Genomic DNA, 18,273 nt, shown 5'->3' with positions numbered 1-18,273 from the left:
TTGTGGCAATGGACTTCGGCAGCGCTGACAGCTGGGGGACTGCGATCTATTTCTGGATCATCCCCGTAGTCCTCGGTGACGCCATCTTCCCGCCCATCCCATCCGAAATGGTGGTTATCACCGGCGGGGCGCTCTCCGCTGATGGCCGGACCAATGTGTTCCTGGTGGGGGCCCTGTCTGCGGTGGCGTCCTGGCTCGGCGACATGGTGGTCTTCCAACTGTTCCGGAAGCGGCTGAGCCACGTACTCGACCGCTGGAAGTGGGGACGCCGGGTCCACCAAGGCATCCACGATGCGCTCGCCAAAGCGGGACGATCATCCACCTACGGCGCAATCATCGGTGCCAGGTTCATCCCGGGCGGGCGCCTGGCCACGTCGGCCGCGGCCGGCATCGCCAACGTTTCCGTCCGCGGCTTCAGCCTCTGCGCGGGGCTGGGCGCCCTGCTGTGGGCATGCTGGCTCGTGGGCCTGGGCTACTACACAGGTTCAGCAACCGGGCTGCCGTTCTGGGCCAGCTCGCTTATCGGGGTGGGGCTCGGTCTGGTTGTCGGCGCCGTCGTCGGAATTATTGTCACCCGGCGCCGCGGCAACCGGTCTCCCGTGGAGGAACCCGGGCCCCTGGGCTGACAGGCACTAAACAGGTGCCCAGCGGCCGCGGCTGCGGCGGAGCACGCTGAGGGAGCCGGTGAGGGCAACGCGTTCGACGGCGTCCCGCATCATGGCTGCCGATTCCCGCGCCTGCTGGTTCTCGCCGCTGTATTCGGTCGCCTCCACGAGGAAGCGCAGGTTGAGCTGCGGCACGCCGCCGGCGATCTGCAGCTGGTGCGATTCGACGTGATGGCGTGTCCCCAGGGCCTCGACGGCGGCCTCCATGACCGACTCCGGCGGGTTGCCCGGCCGGAGCCCGGTGATCTTCAGGCGGGTCTGGAACGAAGGCATGCCCTCCACCCTATCCAAACCCTCTTGCACCTTTCGCCGCAAAACCCCAAACCCTCTGGCACGCCGCGCCAGAGGGTTTGGGGAAAAGCCGCAAAAGGTGAGAGAGCGTCTGGCTAGCCGGTGTTGCGCAGGCCCGCCGCCACGCCGTTGACGGTGATGAGCATGGCGCGCTGGAGCCGTTCGTCGATCTCCGCCGGGCTGATGCTTCCGCTTTCGGTACGGATGCGGCGCAGGAGCTCCACCTGCAGGTAGCTGATGGGGTCCAGGTACTGGTCACGGACTTCGAGTGAACGCTTGAGCGTGGGCTGCGCATCCAGGAGCACGCGCTCTCCGGTGAGGTTCTGGACCTCGGCGACGGTCAGCTCGTACTCTTCCCGGATGGTCCGGAAGATGTGGTGCAGTTCCTTGGGCACCAGGGTGTCCACGTAATAGCCCGCGATGTCCAGGTCGGTCTTGGCAAGGGTCATCTCCACGTTGGACAGCACGGAGCGGAAGAAGTGCCAGTGCTCCATCATCTCTACGAGCTCCGCGGAGTTGCCGGCCTCGCGGGCCGCCTTCAGCCCGGACCCGACGCCGAACCAGCCAGGAACGATCTGGCGGGACTGGGTCCAGCCGAATACCCACGGGATGGCACGGAGGCCGCCGAGTCCCGCTCCGGAATCGGGGCGCTTGGACGGGCGGGAGCCGATGTTCAGGGAGCCGAGCTGCTCCACCGGGGTGGACGCCATGAAGTAGGCGGGCAGGTCGGGGTGGTCCACCAGGTTCCGGTAGCGGCCAAAGGCGGCATCGGAGATGGTCTCCATGACGTGCCCGTAGCGTTCACGCTGGTCCGCCGAGGTGCGGGGGTCGCGGTGCAGGGCTGATCCCTGCAGCACGGCGGCCAGGGACAGCTCGAGGTTTTCGCGGGCCAGCTCCGGCAGGGAGTACTTGTCCGAGATGACCTCGCCCTGCTCGGTGAACTTGATTTCACCTTCCAGGACGCCGTTGGGCTGGGCCAGGATGGCGTCGTAGGTGGGTCCGCCGCCGCGGCCCACGGATCCGCCGCGGCCATGGAACAGGCGGACGCGCACCCCGTGCTTGGCGGCCACGTCCCGGAGCTTGCGCTGGGTCTTGTGGATCTCCCACTGGCTGGTCATTACGCCGGATTCCTTGTTGGAGTCCGAGTAGCCCAGCATCACTTCCTGGATATCGCCGCGCAGCCGCACGAGTTCCCGGTATGAAGGATCGGAGAGCAGCTGGTCGATGATCTCGGCCGAGGCACGCAGCTCTTCCACGGTTTCCAGCAGCGGCGCAAACCCGAGCTTGGCGTAGGGCTTCTCGCCGAAGAGGTTCACCAGGCCGGCTTCACGGGCCAGGACGGCGGCTGCGAGGACATCGTCTGCGCCGCGGGTCATGGAGATGATGTAGGTCTCGATGACGTCCGGCCCGTAGGTGCGCAGGGCGCGCCGGATTTCCCGGAAGACGTCGTAGGTGCCGTCGGCGGCGCCGTCGAGCTTGATCGGGTGGCCGGACAGCGGGCGGCGCGAGGCGAGCTCGGAGCCCAGCACCTCGAAACGCTCACCGCGGCTCAGTTCGGCGTACCGCAGGCCCGGTCCGCCGATGCGGTCCATCAGCTGGCCTACCGCGTCGTGGTGGTGGTCGGCGTGTTCGCGGATGTCCAGGGTGGCCAGGTGCAGGCCGAAGGATGCGACGGCGCGGCGGACCCTGGCCAGGGCGCCGTCGGCGGCGAGGGATGCCGAGTGGTTGCGGAGCGAGAGTTCCAGCAGCTCAAGGTCGGCCAGCAGTTCGTCGGTGCCGCTGTAGTCACGTCCGTGCTCATGGCTGGACCCTGCAACAACACGCTTTCCCGTGTTGATGAGCTTGGCCTTGATGCAGGTGAGTTTCAGCCGGTAGGGCTCCTGGGCGTTCAGTTCCAGGACCCGCTTGTCCAGGCCCGGCAGCTTCTCCAGGTCCGCATCGATGGAATCCAGCAGCTCCCGATCCGCACCGGCGAGCGCGGTGGAGTTGGAGAGGATGGAGATCAGTTCACCGATCATGCCGATGCTGATGCGGATGGCGTGCTGGTTCTGGATCTGCAGGATCTCGCGGGTAACCGCCGCGGTGACGTTGGGGTTGCCGTCCCGGTCACCGCCGATCCATGAACCGAACCGGATGGGGGCATCCTGGGACGCCAGGCTGACTCCGTGTTCGCCCAGCAGTTCGGACAGTTCCGTCAGCATCTCCGGCATGGCATCTGTCAGGATGCCGCCCAAGTAGTAGATGGCGTTGCGGGCCTCGTCCACAGGCGTGGGCCGGACCTGCCGCAGTTCATCGGTCTGCCACATCTGGTCGATGATTTCAGCGAGCTGCCGGTCCTGGCGGCGGCGTGCCGTGGTGCCCTCTGTTGTGGGCTGGGCCAGCACGTCCGAGAGTTTACGGATTTTGTCCAGCACCGAGCGGCGGGAGGCTTCCGTGGGGTGGGCCGTGAAGATGGGCCGGACATCCAGGTTGTTGACCACTTCCTGCAGAACCGCGGGTCCGGCCTGGCCGGCAATCTCAGCTACGGTCTTGGCCAGCCAGCCGTCCTTTTCCGCACGGGTCCGCAGCCCGCGGACGCGGTGGACCTGTTCGGCGGCGTTGGCGAGGTGGAAGTAGAACGCGAAGGCACGCACCAGGTCCGTGGCCTGCTCAATGGGCAAGGAGCCGAGAAGTTCGCGGACCTGGGCAACGACGTCGTGCGCGCTCCAAGGCCCTGTGGCATGGGCGCCGCCGCGGGCGGCCTCCTTGGACTCCTTGGTGAGGAGGCGGACCTGCTCCACAAGGTCCAGGAGTTCAGGCCCGTGCTGGCGGACGAGTGATTCGCCCAGAAGGGTGGAAACGCGCCGGACGTCTGCCCTCAGTTCAGAGGCAAGGTCAGTTTCGGGGTGTGCTGCAGTGTGAGCCATGGAAGCTATCTTTCGAGTGTTTCGGACTTGGCTCGTACACTGCGCTGGATACTGTGAGCCACGTTACTAGCTAAAGATGCTACCCGCAGGGCGGGGCCGCGGGTCAATCCGTCTCAGAAAATGTCGTCCGCCGGGTAACCAACATGGCGCTTCACCCGCTCGAGCTCCGCGCGGAGCTCGGCCACCTCGGTACGGTAGGCGGCGGACTCCGCATCCCGCCGTCGGGCCCGCCCCGCATTGATGGTCACGGCCACGAGCCCCAGCGGCACAAGAACGGCCAAGGCCCACCCGGCCGCCGCAAAGTAGTCCAGCGCCACGGGAAGGGCAGAGCGGAAGTCGACGAAGTCGTTGACGCCGTCGGCCACGCCTGCCATCATCCCGTCCAGGGGTTCCAGGAACTGCCCCACTACCGGCGTTTCCGAGAACGACGGCGGGTGGAGCCTTGCCTCCTTGTCACCGCCCCAGCGCCCATCCGCCAAATGGTTCAGGACGTAGATGCCGGCGCCGACGCTGGCGGCCATAAAAACGAGGACGGCGGCGAGCGCCGCAAGATCCGGGCGCTTGGGGCGCCACAACAACAGCGCCACTCCGCAGGCCAGGGCCGCGATCCAGGTGAGCGCCTTGAGCCACTCACTGCTTACTCCCGCAAGGATATCCACATCACCTATTCAACCGCGCGGACCGCCTTGAATGTTAAAGTGCGCTGTGCGCAGGACCGTGTAGAGCCGCAACCAGAGGGGCAGCAGCATCCCGGCTCCGGGTTTTTGCCAGCCCTCCGGAATGAAGCCGGGCCCGCGGCAGTTGTACCGGGGCAAGCACCGACCGGAAGGAATCATGCCCACCATCCCAGCAGCCAAGGTGGAACGCTGGCAGCGCTTCCGCGACAACCGGAACAAAGCCCTCGCGGCACCCCACGGCTGGCTCACCCTCACTTCCTTCCAATGGCTGGAGGCATCCCCCGCCGCCGTCGAACTGGTTCCGGGCCTCTGGTCCACGGACGGTACGACGGCGGCACTCACCGCGGTGCCGGCGGACGGGTTGACGCTGGTCCAGACAGGTGAAGCGGTGGACGGCACCATCACGGCCGTCCTCGCAGGCGAAGAGTCCCTGATGTGGGTGCGGTTCGGCGGCGCGGACGGCGCCCAGGTAGTGGTGGAGCTGGCGATGCGCGGCGGGCGCTATGCAATCCGCACCAGGGACTCCAGCTCGCCCGTTTTCACGGAGTTCGACGGCGTGCCCACGTACGCCTACAACCCGGACTGGGAAGTAACGGCGCGCTTTGAGCCCTACCCGGAGCCGGTGGACGTGCCCATCGCCACGGCCAACCCGCTGGTGGACGGCATCCATCGGACAGTGGGCGAGGTGGTGTTCACCCTGCCCGGCAGCCGTCACGAATTCCGCCTCCAGGCCGAGGAGGAGAAGCTCGGCGCCCTCACTGTCACCTTCCATGACGAGACCAACGGGGACACCACCGACGACTGGCGGAAGCTTTCGGCACCGCGGCCCAGGCCGAACGCGGACGGCACTGCCACCGTGGTCCTGGACTTCAACCGGGCAATCAATTATCCGAGCGCCTTCACGCCTTACGGCACCTGCCCCATGCCCGTACGGAACAACAGCCTGGACATCCGCGTGGAAGCCGGCGAAAAGCTGCCCTTCGCCCCTGAGTGAGCCTGGCACCGGTGAGGAGCCCGGCACCGGTGAGGAGCCCGGCACCGATTGTCGAGCCTGCTGAAGTCCGGTACAGGCAGGCACAACCCGCCGGTGTCAGGCGATGGCCGACACCCCGGTGACGGCGCGGCCAACAATCAGGGTGTTGATCTCGAAGGACCCCTCGTAGGTGTAGATGGCTTCGGCGTCGGAGAAGATCCTCGCCATCCGGTAATCGGTGAGGATGCCGTTCCCGCCAAGAATGGAACGGCCCATCGCCACGGTTTCGCGCATCCGGGCGCTGAGGTACGACTTGGCCAGGGCCACCTGGGGCATGTCTGCGGCGCCGGAATCCTGCAGCCGGGCAAGTCCAGCCATCATTCCCATGCTCGCCACAGCGTTGCCAAGCATGGTCACCAGCTGCTGCTGGATCAGCTGGAACTGGGCCAGCGGGCGGCCGAACTGGTGCCGTTCGACGGCGTACTGCCGGGCGACGTCGAACGCCGCCAGCTGCTGGCCCACCGTCTGCCATGCCACCATGATCCGGGAGCCACGCAGGAGTTCTTTGGTGTCCTCGAAGCTGCTGATTGCGGCAAAGCGGTCTGTTTCCGCCACCCTGACGTCCTCGAACACTATGTCAGCGTTCTGTACTGTCCGCAGGGCAATCTTGTTCTCGATCCGGCTGCGGCTGACGCCCGGCAGCGTGGCGTCCACAATGAAGCCGCGGACCGATCCGTCAGCCTCGTCCCGGGCCCACACCAGCATGTAGTCGCAGAACGTCCCGTTGCCGATCCACCGCTTGGCGCCGTTCAGCACCCAGGCGTCCCCGCCGCCGTCGGGCCGGCCTGTCGCGGAGGAGATCCTCCTGGCTCTCGTTTCCATCCCGCCGGCCACGTCCGAGCCGTGGTTCGGCTCGGTGAGGGCGAAGGCGCCGGTGATCCGCAGGTTGGCGGCGTCCGCCAGCAGCCGCTGCTGCTGTTCCGGCGTGCCGAAGGCGTAGAGGGACTCCACGAAGAGGTCGTGGTGGACCAGGAAGAACGTGGCAATGGAAGTGTCCACGCGAGTCATCTCGGCGATCACCAGGCCGGCGAACAGGTGGCTGTAGCCGCGCTGCGCCGGGGTGCTCAGTTCCAGGGCGGCCAGTTTCGGCAGGATCTGGGCGGGGAACTCGGCCTTGTTCCACCACTCCCCCGCATACGGAGCGATTTCGGCCGCCAGGAAGGCCCGCAGTTCGGCAAGCTTGTCCCGTTCCGGCTGGCTGAGCAGGGATTCGTAGGCGAAGAAATCGGCCGCGGGCAGGTCCGGCAGTTTGCTTCCGGCGGCGCTCATTTCGGCCCCATCCGGATGGCGCCGTCCAAGCGGATGGTTACACCGTTCAGCATGGCGTTGTCCACAATGTGCGCCACCAGCCTGGCGTATTCCTGCGGTTTCCCCAGCCGCGACGGGTGCGGCACCTGTGCACCCAGGGATTCCTGCGCGTCCCGGGGCAGGCCCGCCATCATTGGCGTTTCGAAGATTCCGGGCGCGATGGTGACCACCCGGACCAGCGAGCGGGCCAGCTCCCGGGCAAGGGGCAGGGTCATGGCCGCCACGGCGCCCTTGGACGCCGCATAGGCCGGCTGCCCGATCTGCCCCTCGAACGCGGCCACGGAGGCGGTGTTGATGATGACGCCCCGCTCGGGCCCGCCCAGGTCAGTGATGGCCGGCTCTGTGGCCACCATGGCCGCGGCCGCCAGGCGCAGCACGTTGAAGGTTCCCAGGAGATTGACCTGGACCACCCGGTTGAATGCCTCGAGGGGCAGCACTCCCTCACGCCCCAGCACCTTTCCGGGGGTGGCGATTCCCGCGCAGTTCACCACGATCCGCAGCGGCCCCAATCCGGAGGCGGTGTCGACGGCGGCCTGCACCTGATCCTCATTGGTCACGTCGGCCGGGGCAAAGACGGCCGTCCTTCCGTCCGCTGAGCGGTTGAACTCCTCCGCGAGGGCTGACCCGGCGGATTGCGGAAGGTCCAGGAGCACTACGGACGCGCCGGCGTCGAACAGGGTCCGGGCGGTCGCGGCCCCCAGTCCGGACGCACCCCCGGTGATAAGCGCGACACTGCCAGTGATGTCCATCCATCCTCCTTGATGTGGCCCCCGTCCCCGCGGCAGGACCACGGAGTAACAGTTAGTGAATGTTAACTGAAATGCACTCCGCCCGCACTATCCGCCGCTTCCGGGGAGGCCGGGGCACCCCGCTAGGGTGGAAACCATGACCTCCAGCCACGCCCCTGATCCGGTCTGGCAGGACCGTGCCAACCACGCCGCACAATCAGTGACCGCACTCTTCGGACGGAAGCTGCTGTTCGTGCCTGGCACCCACCTGGCCGCCGTGACCTGGAACCCCCGGCAGCCGACACTGAAATGGCAGGCGGCGCTGCAGCGGCTGGGTTCACTCGCGGCCCTGCAGGTTCCGTGGCACTACTGGTGGCAGGCCCACTACGTCGACTGCCTGGTGGATACAGGGAGGCGTCAACGTGGCGGGCAGGAACCGGCAACGGAGGCAACGACCGCGGCACGATTCAGCGGGCCTCTTTTCCGGCCCCAAAAGCCCGGCGCCGGCAGGCTCGCCTCCCGGCTGTTGACGGGGATCAGGCTGCGCAACGCAGGCACCTACGTCAACAACTACTACGACGACATGGCCTGGCTTGCCCTGGCAACCCTCCGCCTGGACGCGTTGGCTTTGGAAACGGGGCAACCGGGACGCCGGCGCAATGCCGCCGTCCGCAAAACGCTCGCGCTCCAGTTCGATGCGGCCAGCACGGACCACATGGGTGGCGGCGTCTTTTGGAGCAGGAAACGGGATTTTAAGAACACCCCTGCAACGGCTCCCGTGGCACTCTTCTATGCCCGCAGCGGCCAGCAGGCAAAGGCACAAGCACTAGTCGATTGGCTGGACAGGACCCTCTTCGATCCCGCCCAGGGCCTCTACCTGGACGGCGTACGGCTGAATGCCGCCGGGGAGGTCCAGGTGGACCGGGCGGTGTACACCTACAACCAGGGTCCGGTACTGGGCGCTCTTTTGGAGCTTGGTGGGGACGCGAACCTTGCCCGGGTGGCCGAGGTGGTGGATGGGGTGAACCGGCTGCTGACCGTGCCCGCCTTGGCCAGGAGGGCCCATGGCGGCAACGCGGGTACCGCTTCCGGTGGCACCGTGCTGCGCTGTGACGGGACGGGCGACGGCGGCCTGTTCACCGGCATCCTCTGCCGCTACCTTGCGCTCACGGCAGCAGATCCCCGGCTTCCCGAAGGAACCCGCACCACCGCCGCGCGGCTGGTCACGGATACCGCCCAGGCCTTCTGGGCTGGAAGGCGCGTCCTGGACGCCGGGGAGGCACCGGAAAACCAGCGGGGCAAAAGCATTTTTTCCCATAACGCCGGGCACCCGGCGCAGGAGACGTATCCGCCGGGCACCGCCGTCGAGCTGTCCACCCAACTGCAGGCATGGATGACGCTTGAGGCGGCTGCGGTTATGAACTCCGGCCCCTCCGGCCCGCTCCCTACCGGATCGCCGCGAGGGGCGTGACGGTGCCGGCCGTGAGCGATACCGGGCCTCTCCCGGCCGCCAACCGTGCTTCCTTCCTGCCCTCCGGCGGGAACACGAGCGAGGTCAGCGTCCGGCGGCCGCCGTCCACGAACACCTCGACGGAGGACCGGTCAACATAGACCGTGAGGCGCACGGTGTCGCCGCCGGACGCGGCGTCAACGGCGCGCAGCTGCCGGTACTCGTCTGGCCCGGTGCGCTTACCTTCTCCGGCCGCCCGCTCCGGTTCCGCGGCAACAGCATCGCCGTCCCGGACGATGAACGCCTTGCCGGCTTCGAAGTCGTAGCCCACTGTGGCGTAGGTCCTGCCTCCGCTTTGCAGGAGCATCCTGGCTTCCCCTGTTCCTGAGGCCGGCTTTTCCAGCTCGATGTCGGCCTTGAACGCACCGCTCTCCGGCACCGGCAGTGCGGGCAGGCCATCCAATGGACCGCCGGGCACCGGGGCCGGCTCCCCCTCCAGTGCTTGCAGCGCGGGCGTCGGCGTGGACACGAGGGCCGGCCGGCCGCCGTCGGACGACAACCTGATGTCCCGCACCACCGAGGCTGCACCGAACCAGCCTTCGGTGGGAAGTTGCCGGGCGTAGGCCCAGTTGTTCATCCAGCCGATGGCGTGCCGGGAAGCCTTCCGCTGCCCGTCCGTCAGGCGCGGATCATCCCAGGTGACGGCCGCGTAAAAGTCGGAGCCGGCGTCGAGCCACTGGTGGCTGCCCTCGGGCGTGAAGCCCTTGCCGTCCCAGCTGCCGGTCCAGTACGCCAGGCCGGTGGTGCGTCCCTCCTCCGAGCCGTTGGCGCTGGCCGCCAGGACCCAGGTGCGTTTGGCGGGATCGCCGTCCACGTCCATCTGGAAGAAGTCGGGGCACTCAAGGATGCCCAGTCCGTCCCGTCCGAAAGCCGAGACGTAGGTCCACTGCTTGAGGTCCGGAGAGGTGTAGAAACCGATCTTGTGGCCCTCGGCGAGCAGCATCAGCCACTGGTTGCCGGACTCGTCCCGCACGATCCGGGGATCACGCCAGTGCTCGGCGCCCGGATTGTCCATCACCGGGTTCTGTTCGTAGTTCTGGAAGCTGTAGCCGTTGTCCGTGGAATAGAACAGGGACTGGCGCTGGACGCCCTCGTGCTGCTGGGTGAGGACCGCGATCACGGCACCCCTGCCGAAACCCGCTGTTCCTTCCGTGTCCACCACCGCGGAGCCGGTCTCGATGTCACCCAGTCCGTTGCGGAACTTCTCAATGGCAACGCCCTCGTTCTTCCAGTGCACCAGGTCGGTGCTCGTGGCGTGGAACCATTCGGTGCCGTTCCCCTCGGGGTAGTCCACGTTGTAGAGGTAGTAGTAGTGCCACAGCCCGTCCAGGAAAAACGGCCGCTGGGGATCATTCATCCAGCGCTGGTCCGGGGTGAGGTGGTAGGCGGGGCGGAACCCCGGGTCCTCTGCCGGTACGTCCAGCCGCGCCGCATCCGGTTCCGGCCACGTCTTTTGGCTGCCCAGATCGGCGAGCAGGGCGTCCCGGGCCTCCGGGCTGATGCAGTCCGGAAGCTGTACTTTTGCGTGGTCCTCCTCCACAGCGCCGGCAACGTTGCTTCGAAGGTAGACCTTGCCGTCAGCCCGCACCCCGGCCAGCCAGCCGGTGCCGCATTCGATGCTGCGGACGTCCTCCGCCCCGTCGGCCCGGATGTTTCCGCCGCGTTCAACCAGGGTGGCATCGTTGCCCTTGATCCAGAGCGAGGCATAACCGCCGCTCCGGTCCTTGGCTGCGGTTTGGGCCGCCGCCACCTCATCCAGCACCCGCCCGGCGGCAGTGGCTGCGCCGGGCCGTGCGTTCCCGGTGACCACCAGGGAGACGGCCAGGACCAGGACCGCCGCCACAGCCACGGCCCACAGCAGGTGGTGCCGGCCAGGGGCGAAGCGTTTGAGTGCGGGGAGTACGTTTCCGAGGATATTTCGAGGCATGGTTTCAATCCGTCGCTGAACGCACAAGTGCCGTCCCCCGGATCGGGGAACGGCACCAGCGCAAGTGAACCGTCTACTTTACCGGTTGGACGGGCGGAACCCAATTTTGCCTGTTTACCGTCCGCGCGCGCGGTCAGGACGCATCCCCCGGACGCCTTTTCTGGGGATAAGGAGTCTCCCCGCGTGCCAGCATCTCCACAAAACCGGCGATCCTGCGCTCCCGGGTGGCGGCCTGCCTGGCCGAGTTGGTCCGGAAGATCAAGGCGTAACGGTTGGTCCTGGTGAGGACATCGAACATCGCCTGGGCTGCCGGAACCGCAGCAATGGCGGCGGCAAGATCGGCCGGCACTTCCGCCGTCGCCTGCCCGGCATAGGCGGCGTCCCACCGTCCGTCAGCCTTGGCGGCCTCGACGGCTGCCCGGCCGGCGTCGGCCATTTTTCCCGCTTCCTCCAGCCGCGCCACGTAGGTAACGTTCCTGGCCGACCAGATGCTGCGGGGTCCCCGGGGCGTCATCCGCTGGTAGGAACTCCCGTCATCCCGGCGCCGCGCCTGGCCGTCAATCCAACCGAAGCAGAGGGCTTCGTCGAGGGCTGCCGCGTAATCAAGTTCGGTGACCTGCCCGCCCTTCTTGTGCAGGACCAGCCATACTCCGGGGCTGGTGCTGTGGTTCGCCTCCAGCCAGGAGCGCCAGGCGGCAGCATCGGGCACCAGCAGTTCCTCGAGTTCAATGCCCATGAGCCTATTCTGCCCCTGAAGTGCAAGGGCATGTCCTGAAGCCCGGTCTCCGTGGCATGATGGCCATAACGTCCCCTTGCCGACACAAAGGACACCCATGCTCCGCGTCCGTCCCCTGCATTTCACGTCCAGGATCGACTCCTGGCAGCGGCTCCTCGCGGCCCTGGGCCTGATCCTGACCGAGGGCGACGGCGGGTGGCGCGTCTTCGACTCCGCGGCAGGCCGGCTGGCCCTCCACGCCGTTCCGGAAGGGGCTGCAGAGGACGGGACCACGGCATTGGCCGTGGAGGTTGGCGACCTGGCTGAATTCGCCCGCCGCACCAACCTCGCCGCCGGGGACGACGCGGCCACGCCCGCGGACCTGGTTACCGCCGAACTGGTCACCGCGGACCACGGCGAAGCATGCAGGATCACCGCACCTGACGGGTTCAGCTTTTTGGCGGACAAAGCCGCCCACGGCGCCCAGTGCGCCGACGCCGACCAGGCCCTGGCCGTCGTCGGGGTCTGGTTCACGCCGGATCCCGACGCTGCCGCCCGCACCCTGCGCCACATCGGGGCCAGGCCGCGGCCGGTGCCTGACAACGACGAAACCGCGGACTTCACCGCGAAGAACGGCGGGGTCCTCCTGGTGCGGCCCGCGTCCGGGCCGCCGCGGTCCGGCCTGGGCTTCGAGTACGACGGCGGGCTGGAACCGCTGCGGAGCCGCCTCGCCTCAGCCGGGTTCGACGTCAGCCTCACCGAGGAAGCCTTCGGAAGCACCCTTCACGTTGCCAACCCGGACGCAGCCGGGGCCGACGCGCCCTCCGTGCCCGCGACCGTCTGGATCTCGCAGCACCGTCCCATGGGGTAGAACTTAACCATGAACGTGCGCACACCTGACCCGAATCCCGGCTGGCTCTCCGAAGAAGACCTCTTTGAGGCGCGCGGGCGGCTGCCCATGGTGTACGTGGAAGCAGTGCCGGTCAGGCTGGACCCCCTGGGGTACGTGAACGAAGTGGGCACCCTGCTGCAGGCCGACGAGGACGGGACCATGATCCGGTCCCTGGTGTCCGGCCGCGTCATCTACCGTGAAACCATCAGGGCGGCCCTGCTGCGGCACATGGAAAAGGACCTGGGGCCGCTGGCGTTCCCCCAGCTGCCCATCAGCCCGGTGCCCTTCACCGTGGCCGAATACTTCCCGGCACCGTCCCAGACCGGCTTCACGGACGAGCGGCAACACGCCGTGTCCCTGGCCTATGTCATCCCGGTGACGGGTGAGTGCGAGCCCCGCCAGGACGCCCTGGAACTGACCTGGATGACCCCCGAGGAAGTCCTCAGCCCCGGCGTCCAGATGGAGTTCGCCGGCGGCCGCGGCGGGCTGATCCGCCAGGCGCTGGCCTTCGCCGGCGTAGGCTCCTGACACCCTCGCGGGAACCTGGGGGTCCCCGATTTCAGGTGCCTGCCTTTGTAGACTGTAGGGCGGACCGCAAGAGAACTTAAGGACTCCCATGACCGAAACACCAGCCGCCAGGCACCATCGTGAACAGCAGGCTGGATCCCTGACCACCGGAAGCCTCATCCTCCTGCCGGATGGTGAACGGATGGCCGAGGTCCACCAGGTGGAGCTTGAACGGGACGATTTCGGTGCCCCCGCCCTGGTGCTCGCCAGCCTTTCCGGCGGCGGAACACTGCGCATCGCCGTCGGCAGCACAGTGACAGTTGTTGAGGGAACGCCCGACGACGTCGCGCACCTTCCGCTGGCACCTGCCCAGCCGCTGGGGGTGGCGCAGTCCCCGGAGGCAGTCCAGTCCCCGGGCGCCGGGCAGTTGACGGAACCAGCGCGGGAGCAGCCCGGCGAAACGCCGGCGCCGGCAGCGGGTGGGCCCGCCGTCGTCGTGCCTCCCCTTCCTCCCGTCCCGCCGGCCGCCAACGGCCCCAGCGAAGAGGAACTTGCCCTGATCCCGGCCCCGAAGGGTACCCCGGAAGCCGTGGTGGAAGCCGCCGCGGAGGCGCATCCGGATGCGGTGGGTGTCCTGCTGCTGACCGACCGGCTGGCAAAGGGCGTCAACTTCAAGTCCGGAAGCTGCCTCAAGGACCTCAGCGACCTCGCACACGAACTGTTCATCGCACTCAAGGACGCTGAAACCTCGCTGTCTGTCGCGGACCTCCTCACCGTCCTCCCCTACGACGGAAACCCCGGCCGCTGGACGTCCGTGGAGGCCTCCCTGGCGCTGGCCAGCTACATCTGCCGGCAGGACGGCCAGAATGAGCGGGCAGCGGTGTACGAAAAGCTGATCCGGACCCCCGAGAACCAGGAAACGGACCCTTTCAAGGCCCGGATGGCAGCCAAGGTCCGGCAGCGCTCACTCAACGAGCCCAACCTGTACGACAAGGAAATTTTCCGCGCCATCGACAACTCCAACCACGACGCCGAGCGGGAATGGCGCCTGCTGCGGCTGGAATCCCTGCTGTTCCTGCGGGCGCACGGCGGGTCCGAAACCATCGGCATGAGCGAACTGCAGCGGCGCATCAGCAACGAGCTTGAGGCCGTCCGTTCCTGAACAAATAACCCCTACCCGGCGCCCTGCCTTGGGCTGTACATTCGGGGCTATGACGAACAATCTCAGCGTAGTGATCAACGCCGACGCGCCGCAGGTCTGGACCATGCTGCGTGAACCGTCCAAAGTCGCCCAATGGCATGGCTGGCAGGCCGAGGACCTGGACGCCGAAATCAAGGAGATCTACTTCTCCGGCGACGTGGAGGAATCCCCGGACCACACCAGCCTGACCGTCCATGGCGGAGACACCTTCGAGCTCCATCCCGTAGCCAATGGAACCCGGGTCAGCGTGACGCGGGGGGCCCTGGACCACAACTCGGAGTGGGCCGCCTGGGATGAGGACATCACCCAGGGCTGGCTGACGTTCCTGCAGCAGCTCCGCTTCGCGCTGGAACGCCACCCGCACGGTAAACGCCACACCCTCTTCCTGCAGCTTCCCGGGCCGGGCTCGGCGATTGAGAAGCTCGGAATGTCTGACCTCCCTGCACCCGGGGAGCCTTATCAGCTGACCCTGGGCACCGGCGAGGAAATCTCCGGCAAGGTCTGGTACCGGACCAGCCACCAGGTGGGGCTCACGGTGCACAGCTACGCAGAGCACGGCGAGGGGCTCCTGGTGGTGGCCGATCATCCTGCCATCAAGGACGTGCGAGAGGAGGGTGAGGGCTCCCTGATCATCGCCTCCACCTATGACCTGGGCGCCGCCAGGCTTGATGCGATCCGCACATCCTGGGACTCCTGGCGGTCTGAGAACTACCCCACGTCGGAACCGGTCAGCTGACGGGCCTGGTTCGTTTCCTGGCGCCGCGCTGATTGCTGGCACACTGGTACGGTGCCAGCCAACCCTGCCTCCGCTTTGCCTGCTGACCCTGCTTCCGGCGCTGACCAGTCCCAGTTCTCCTTCAAAGTGAGCACCCGCCTGGCTGAGTCCTGCCCGCCGTCTGCCGGGCAGGTGGCCGGGAACGGCGGCTACTTCCTGGGCCGCACGGGGACCATCACCACCCCGCACGGTCAGATCCGCACCCCGGCGTTCATCGCCGTCGGGACCAAAGCCACGGTCAAAGCCGTGCTGCCCGAATCCGTGGCGGACCTGGGCGCGCAGGCTCTGCTGGCCAACGCCTACCACCTGTACCTGCAGCCCGGAGCTGACGTCCTGGATGAGGCCGGCGGGCTGGGGGCCTTCATGAACTGGTCCGGACCCACTTTTACGGACTCGGGCGGGTTCCAGGTGATGAGCCTGGGCTCGGGCTTCAAGAAAGTCATCGACATGAAGTCCGTTGACGCCTCCGGGCCCGACGACGCCGTGGCGCCGGGCAAGGAGCGCCTGGCCCACATCGATGACGACGGCGTCTGGTTCAAGAGCCACCTCAACGGTGACAAACACCGGTTCTCCCCTGAGATCTCCATGCAGGTCCAGCACCGGATCGGCGCGGACATTATGTTCGCCTTCGATGAGCTGACCACGCTGCAGAACTCCCGCGGCTACCAGGAGGAGTCCCTGGAACGGACCCGGCTGTGGGCGCTGCGCTGCATCGAGGAGCATTTCCGGCTGACCTCCGCCAGGGTGGGAAAGCCGTACCAGGCCCTGTTCGGCGTGATCCAGGGGGCCCAGTACGAGGACCTGCGCCGGAAAGCCTGCCGCGACCTGGGGGCCATGCCTTTTGACGGCTTCGGCATCGGCGGCGCGCTGGAGAAGGAGAACCTCGGCACGATTGTCCGCTGGTGCAATGAGGAACTGCCGGAGGACAAGCCCCGCCACCTGCTGGGCATTTCCGAGCCGGACGACATCTTCACCGCCATCGAAAACGGCGCCGACACCTTCGACTGCGTCTCCCCCACCCGGGTGGCCCGCAACTCGGCGTTCTACACGCCTTTCGGGCGGTTCAACCTGTCCGGTGCCAAGTACAAGCGCGACTTCGGGCCCCTGCAGGAGGGATGCGACTGCTACACATGCACGCATTACTCACGCGCCTACATCCACCACCTGTTCAAGGCCAAGGAGATGCTGTCCGCCACCTTGATCTCCATCCACAACGAGCGGTTCGTAGTGAAGATGGTGGACGACGCGCGCCTGGCCATCGAGTCCGGCACGTTCTTCGACTTCAAGGCCGAGACCTTGGGGCAGTACTACTCCTGATCCGCCGAGTTCGCGGGAAGCCTTCGGAATCGCCGGAGTTATACAGCGATCCCGCATGCGCTCCCGCGAACTCAGATTATGCACATACCGACGTCGGCACCTTGAGGGCTGCCAGCCAGGCGCCGAGGCTTGTTCAATGGCTACAGAGCTCCTCCCTGCGACCGGAAACCTTTGGCGCACCCGCCAGTCTTGCCGGGGATCGGCCAGCGCGCCCTGACGGCCCACGCCCACGCAACACGCACGACGACGACCGGCAGCTTCGTCTACAGCCACACCTCCGCAGCGCGGCTCCACGGGGTGTATCTCTGGAACGTGGACAGCCGCATCCACGTGAGCCAACCGGTGCGGGCCTCGAACGACCGTCATGCATGCGAAGTTGTTTGCCGTACCGCCGGAGTGGATGAATATGACACAGCAGTTGTCGGCGGGCTGCGGACCACCAGCCTGGAGCGGACCGTAGTGGACAGCTGCCTCCTGCTGCCCTACCGGCAATCGCTCATACTCATGGACCATTCACTTCGCCTGGGCGCGGACCGGGATTTCCTGGAGCACAGGGCTGCAGCCCTCGACGGCCGGCGCGGAGCCAGAACCCTGCGCCGTGTCCTGTCTGCTGCGGATCCCCTGGCGGAATCCCCCGGCGAAACCCTGACCAGGGAGCTACTTGTAAGGTTCAAACTTGAGCTTCCCGTTCCGCAATTCGAGGTTCGCACTCAAATCGGCCGCCACCGGTTGGACTTCGCGTGGCCGAAGCGCAAGGTGGCCCTTGAATATGACGGCAGGTCCAAGTATTTCGACTACCACCCCACCAACGAGGTCCTGTTTGAGGAACGCCGGCGCGAAAAGCACTCACGGAGGATGGCTGGACCTTTATCCGCCTGGAATGGAAAGACCTGTTTGACGAGGCCGAATTCAAGTACCGGGTGCTTCGGGCTCCGAACCGGGGTGCCCAGTGGTGATCGCACCAGTCTCCATTTCGACGGTTCCCTGCCCACACGGCGTCGCGGGACGTCGTCTTCGTAGGGAACCGTCGAAACGGGTACAACTAGCTGGTCGCCGTGCCGTAGCTCGGCTCCCGCTTCTTGATCCAGCCGATCACCAGGGACGTCACCGGGACCAGGATGAACTCCACCAGGGTCTTGTACACAAAGCCAACCACCACGTAGTTCACGAAGGTTCCGAAATCCGTAATGCCGATGACGGACGCGGCGATGCTGCAGAAGATCAGCGTATCCACGAACTCGCCGGCACCCGTGGACCCCATCAAGCGGGCCCACAGGGACCTTTCCCCGGAACGGGCCTTCATCCTCACCAGGATCCACGAGTTGATGGTCTGCCCGGCCAGGAATGCCAGGAGCGAGGCCAGCACGATCTGCGGCACCGGGCCCAGGGCCCCCTCAAGGGCTGCCTGTTTGGATGTCCCGAATTCATCATCGAAGCCCGGGAGGGCAATGATCACCCAGTAGCAGAGAGAGGCGAAGACCGACAGCGCGAACGTGGTCAGGATGGCCTTGCGCGCCACTTTGAAGCCGTACACCTCGCTGATCACGTCACCAAGGATGTACGCCAGCGGAAAGAGGAAGAAGCCGCCGTCCGTAACGATGGGCCCCAGGACCACGCCCTTGGACGCCCCGATGTTGGACAGGATCAGAACCACCGCCATGACCGCCAGCATGATGCCGAAGTACGGGGACCCGATGGAGGCAAACCTGGCAGCGGTTCCGGTGGGGCTGGTTTCGGGCAGGGCGTTCCGGCCTGAGGAAGATGACATGAAGGAGTCCGTTCAAAGTGGTTCGCGCGGTCCCGGAGCTGTGCAGGAGACCG

At 66.7% G+C, this 18,273-nt stretch carries 17 protein-coding genes; 9 read left to right on the top strand and 8 right to left on the bottom strand.

Annotated elements, in window-relative coordinates; all coding sequences use genetic code 11:
* The first annotated feature begins 8 nt into the window (after nt 1–8).
* Nucleotides 9–626, top strand: coding sequence for a DedA family protein (locus tag NXY83_RS03890; protein ID WP_258804782.1), 618 nt, complete (start codon nt 9–11; stop codon nt 624–626).
* A 6-nt stretch (nt 627–632) separates the two neighbouring features.
* Here NXY83_RS03890 and NXY83_RS03885 read toward each other — a convergent pair whose 3' ends face one another.
* From NXY83_RS03885 to NXY83_RS03875, 3 genes are all read right to left on the bottom strand, one after another.
* The gene (locus tag NXY83_RS03885) at nt 633–938 is read right to left on the bottom strand and encodes a hypothetical protein (RefSeq protein ID WP_258804781.1); all 306 of its coding nucleotides are present in this window, start codon (nt 936–938) and stop codon (nt 633–635) included.
* Nucleotides 939–1,051: 113 nt separating this feature from the next.
* The gene (gene ppc, locus NXY83_RS03880) at nt 1,052–3,862 is read right to left on the bottom strand and encodes a phosphoenolpyruvate carboxylase (RefSeq protein ID WP_258804780.1); all 2,811 of its coding nucleotides are present in this window, start codon (nt 3,860–3,862) and stop codon (nt 1,052–1,054) included.
* 113 nt (nt 3,863–3,975) lie between these two features.
* A complete protein-coding gene (locus tag NXY83_RS03875; protein ID WP_258804779.1) occupies nt 3,976–4,521 on the bottom strand; it encodes a hypothetical protein in 546 nt (181 codons plus the stop codon).
* Nucleotides 4,522–4,696: 175 nt separating this feature from the next.
* On the opposite strand from NXY83_RS03875, the gene NXY83_RS03870 reads away from it, so the two are divergent.
* Nucleotides 4,697–5,533: a DUF1684 domain-containing protein gene (locus NXY83_RS03870; RefSeq protein WP_258804778.1), complete on the top strand. Its 837-nt coding sequence runs from the start codon at nt 4,697–4,699 to the stop codon at nt 5,531–5,533.
* 96 nt (nt 5,534–5,629) lie between these two features.
* On the opposite strand, the gene NXY83_RS03865 is transcribed toward NXY83_RS03870, so the two are convergent.
* The gene (locus NXY83_RS03865) at nt 5,630–6,841 is read right to left on the bottom strand and encodes an acyl-CoA dehydrogenase family protein (protein WP_258804777.1); all 1,212 of its coding nucleotides are present in this window, start codon (nt 6,839–6,841) and stop codon (nt 5,630–5,632) included.
* Nucleotides 6,838–7,629 carry an SDR family NAD(P)-dependent oxidoreductase gene (locus tag NXY83_RS03860; RefSeq protein WP_258804776.1) on the bottom strand — a complete coding sequence of 264 codons (792 nt, stop codon included), beginning with the start codon at nt 7,627–7,629 and terminating at the stop codon, nt 6,838–6,840. The genes NXY83_RS03865 and NXY83_RS03860 overlap by 4 nt, the downstream gene beginning before the upstream one ends.
* A gap of 136 nt (nt 7,630–7,765) precedes the next feature.
* Between NXY83_RS03860 and NXY83_RS03855 the strand changes: the two genes are divergently transcribed.
* The gene (locus NXY83_RS03855) at nt 7,766–9,079 is read left to right on the top strand and encodes a glycoside hydrolase family 76 protein (RefSeq protein WP_258804775.1); all 1,314 of its coding nucleotides are present in this window, start codon (nt 7,766–7,768) and stop codon (nt 9,077–9,079) included.
* On the opposite strand, the gene NXY83_RS03850 is transcribed toward NXY83_RS03855, so the two are convergent.
* Together NXY83_RS03850 and NXY83_RS03845 are read right to left on the bottom strand one after the other, a co-directional pair.
* On the bottom strand, nt 9,054–11,045 hold the full coding sequence (locus NXY83_RS03850; protein ID WP_258804774.1) for a glycoside hydrolase family 32 protein: 1,992 nt from the start codon (nt 11,043–11,045) through the stop codon (nt 9,054–9,056). The two genes, NXY83_RS03855 and NXY83_RS03850, sit on opposite strands and share 26 nt — an antisense overlap.
* Before the next feature lie 133 nt (nt 11,046–11,178).
* Entirely contained in the window at nt 11,179–11,781 is a 603-nt protein-coding gene (locus NXY83_RS03845) for a YdeI/OmpD-associated family protein (protein ID WP_258804773.1), read from the bottom strand.
* A gap of 97 nt (nt 11,782–11,878) precedes the next feature.
* On the opposite strand from NXY83_RS03845, the gene NXY83_RS03840 reads away from it, so the two are divergent.
* The 6 genes from NXY83_RS03840 (at nt 11,879) to NXY83_RS03815 (ending at nt 17,472) form a co-directional block, all read left to right on the top strand.
* A complete protein-coding gene (locus tag NXY83_RS03840) occupies nt 11,879–12,631 on the top strand; it encodes a VOC family protein (protein WP_258804772.1) in 753 nt (250 codons plus the stop codon).
* Between the two features lie 9 nt (nt 12,632–12,640).
* Nucleotides 12,641–13,180, top strand: a complete 540-nt coding sequence (locus tag NXY83_RS03835) for an NUDIX hydrolase family protein (protein WP_258804771.1) — start codon at nt 12,641–12,643, stop codon at nt 13,178–13,180.
* Nucleotides 13,181–13,268: 88 nt separating this feature from the next.
* Entirely contained in the window at nt 13,269–14,321 is a 1,053-nt protein-coding gene (locus tag NXY83_RS03830; protein WP_258804770.1) for a DUF6707 family protein, read from the top strand.
* Between the two features lie 49 nt (nt 14,322–14,370).
* Nucleotides 14,371–15,096: an SRPBCC family protein gene (locus NXY83_RS03825; protein ID WP_258804769.1), complete on the top strand. Its 726-nt coding sequence runs from the start codon at nt 14,371–14,373 to the stop codon at nt 15,094–15,096.
* 51 nt (nt 15,097–15,147) lie between these two features.
* Nucleotides 15,148–16,452 carry a tRNA guanosine(34) transglycosylase Tgt gene (gene tgt, locus NXY83_RS03820; protein WP_258804768.1) on the top strand — a complete coding sequence of 435 codons (1,305 nt, stop codon included), beginning with the start codon at nt 15,148–15,150 and terminating at the stop codon, nt 16,450–16,452.
* Nucleotides 16,453–16,641: 189 nt separating this feature from the next.
* Nucleotides 16,642–17,472, top strand: coding sequence for a hypothetical protein (locus tag NXY83_RS03815; RefSeq protein ID WP_258804767.1), 831 nt, complete (start codon nt 16,642–16,644; stop codon nt 17,470–17,472).
* A 22-nt stretch (nt 17,473–17,494) separates the two neighbouring features.
* On the opposite strand, the gene NXY83_RS03810 is transcribed toward NXY83_RS03815, so the two are convergent.
* Nucleotides 17,495–18,220, bottom strand: coding sequence for a queuosine precursor transporter (locus NXY83_RS03810; RefSeq protein WP_258804766.1), 726 nt, complete (start codon nt 18,218–18,220; stop codon nt 17,495–17,497).
* Nucleotides 18,221–18,273 lie beyond the last annotated feature (53 nt).

The organism is Pseudarthrobacter sp. NS4 (assembly GCF_024758005.1).
Classification (GTDB): domain Bacteria; phylum Actinomycetota; class Actinomycetes; order Actinomycetales; family Micrococcaceae; genus Arthrobacter.
The sequence above is the reverse complement of the archived record's forward strand: the minus strand, read 5'-3'. Positions and strand labels throughout refer to the sequence as shown.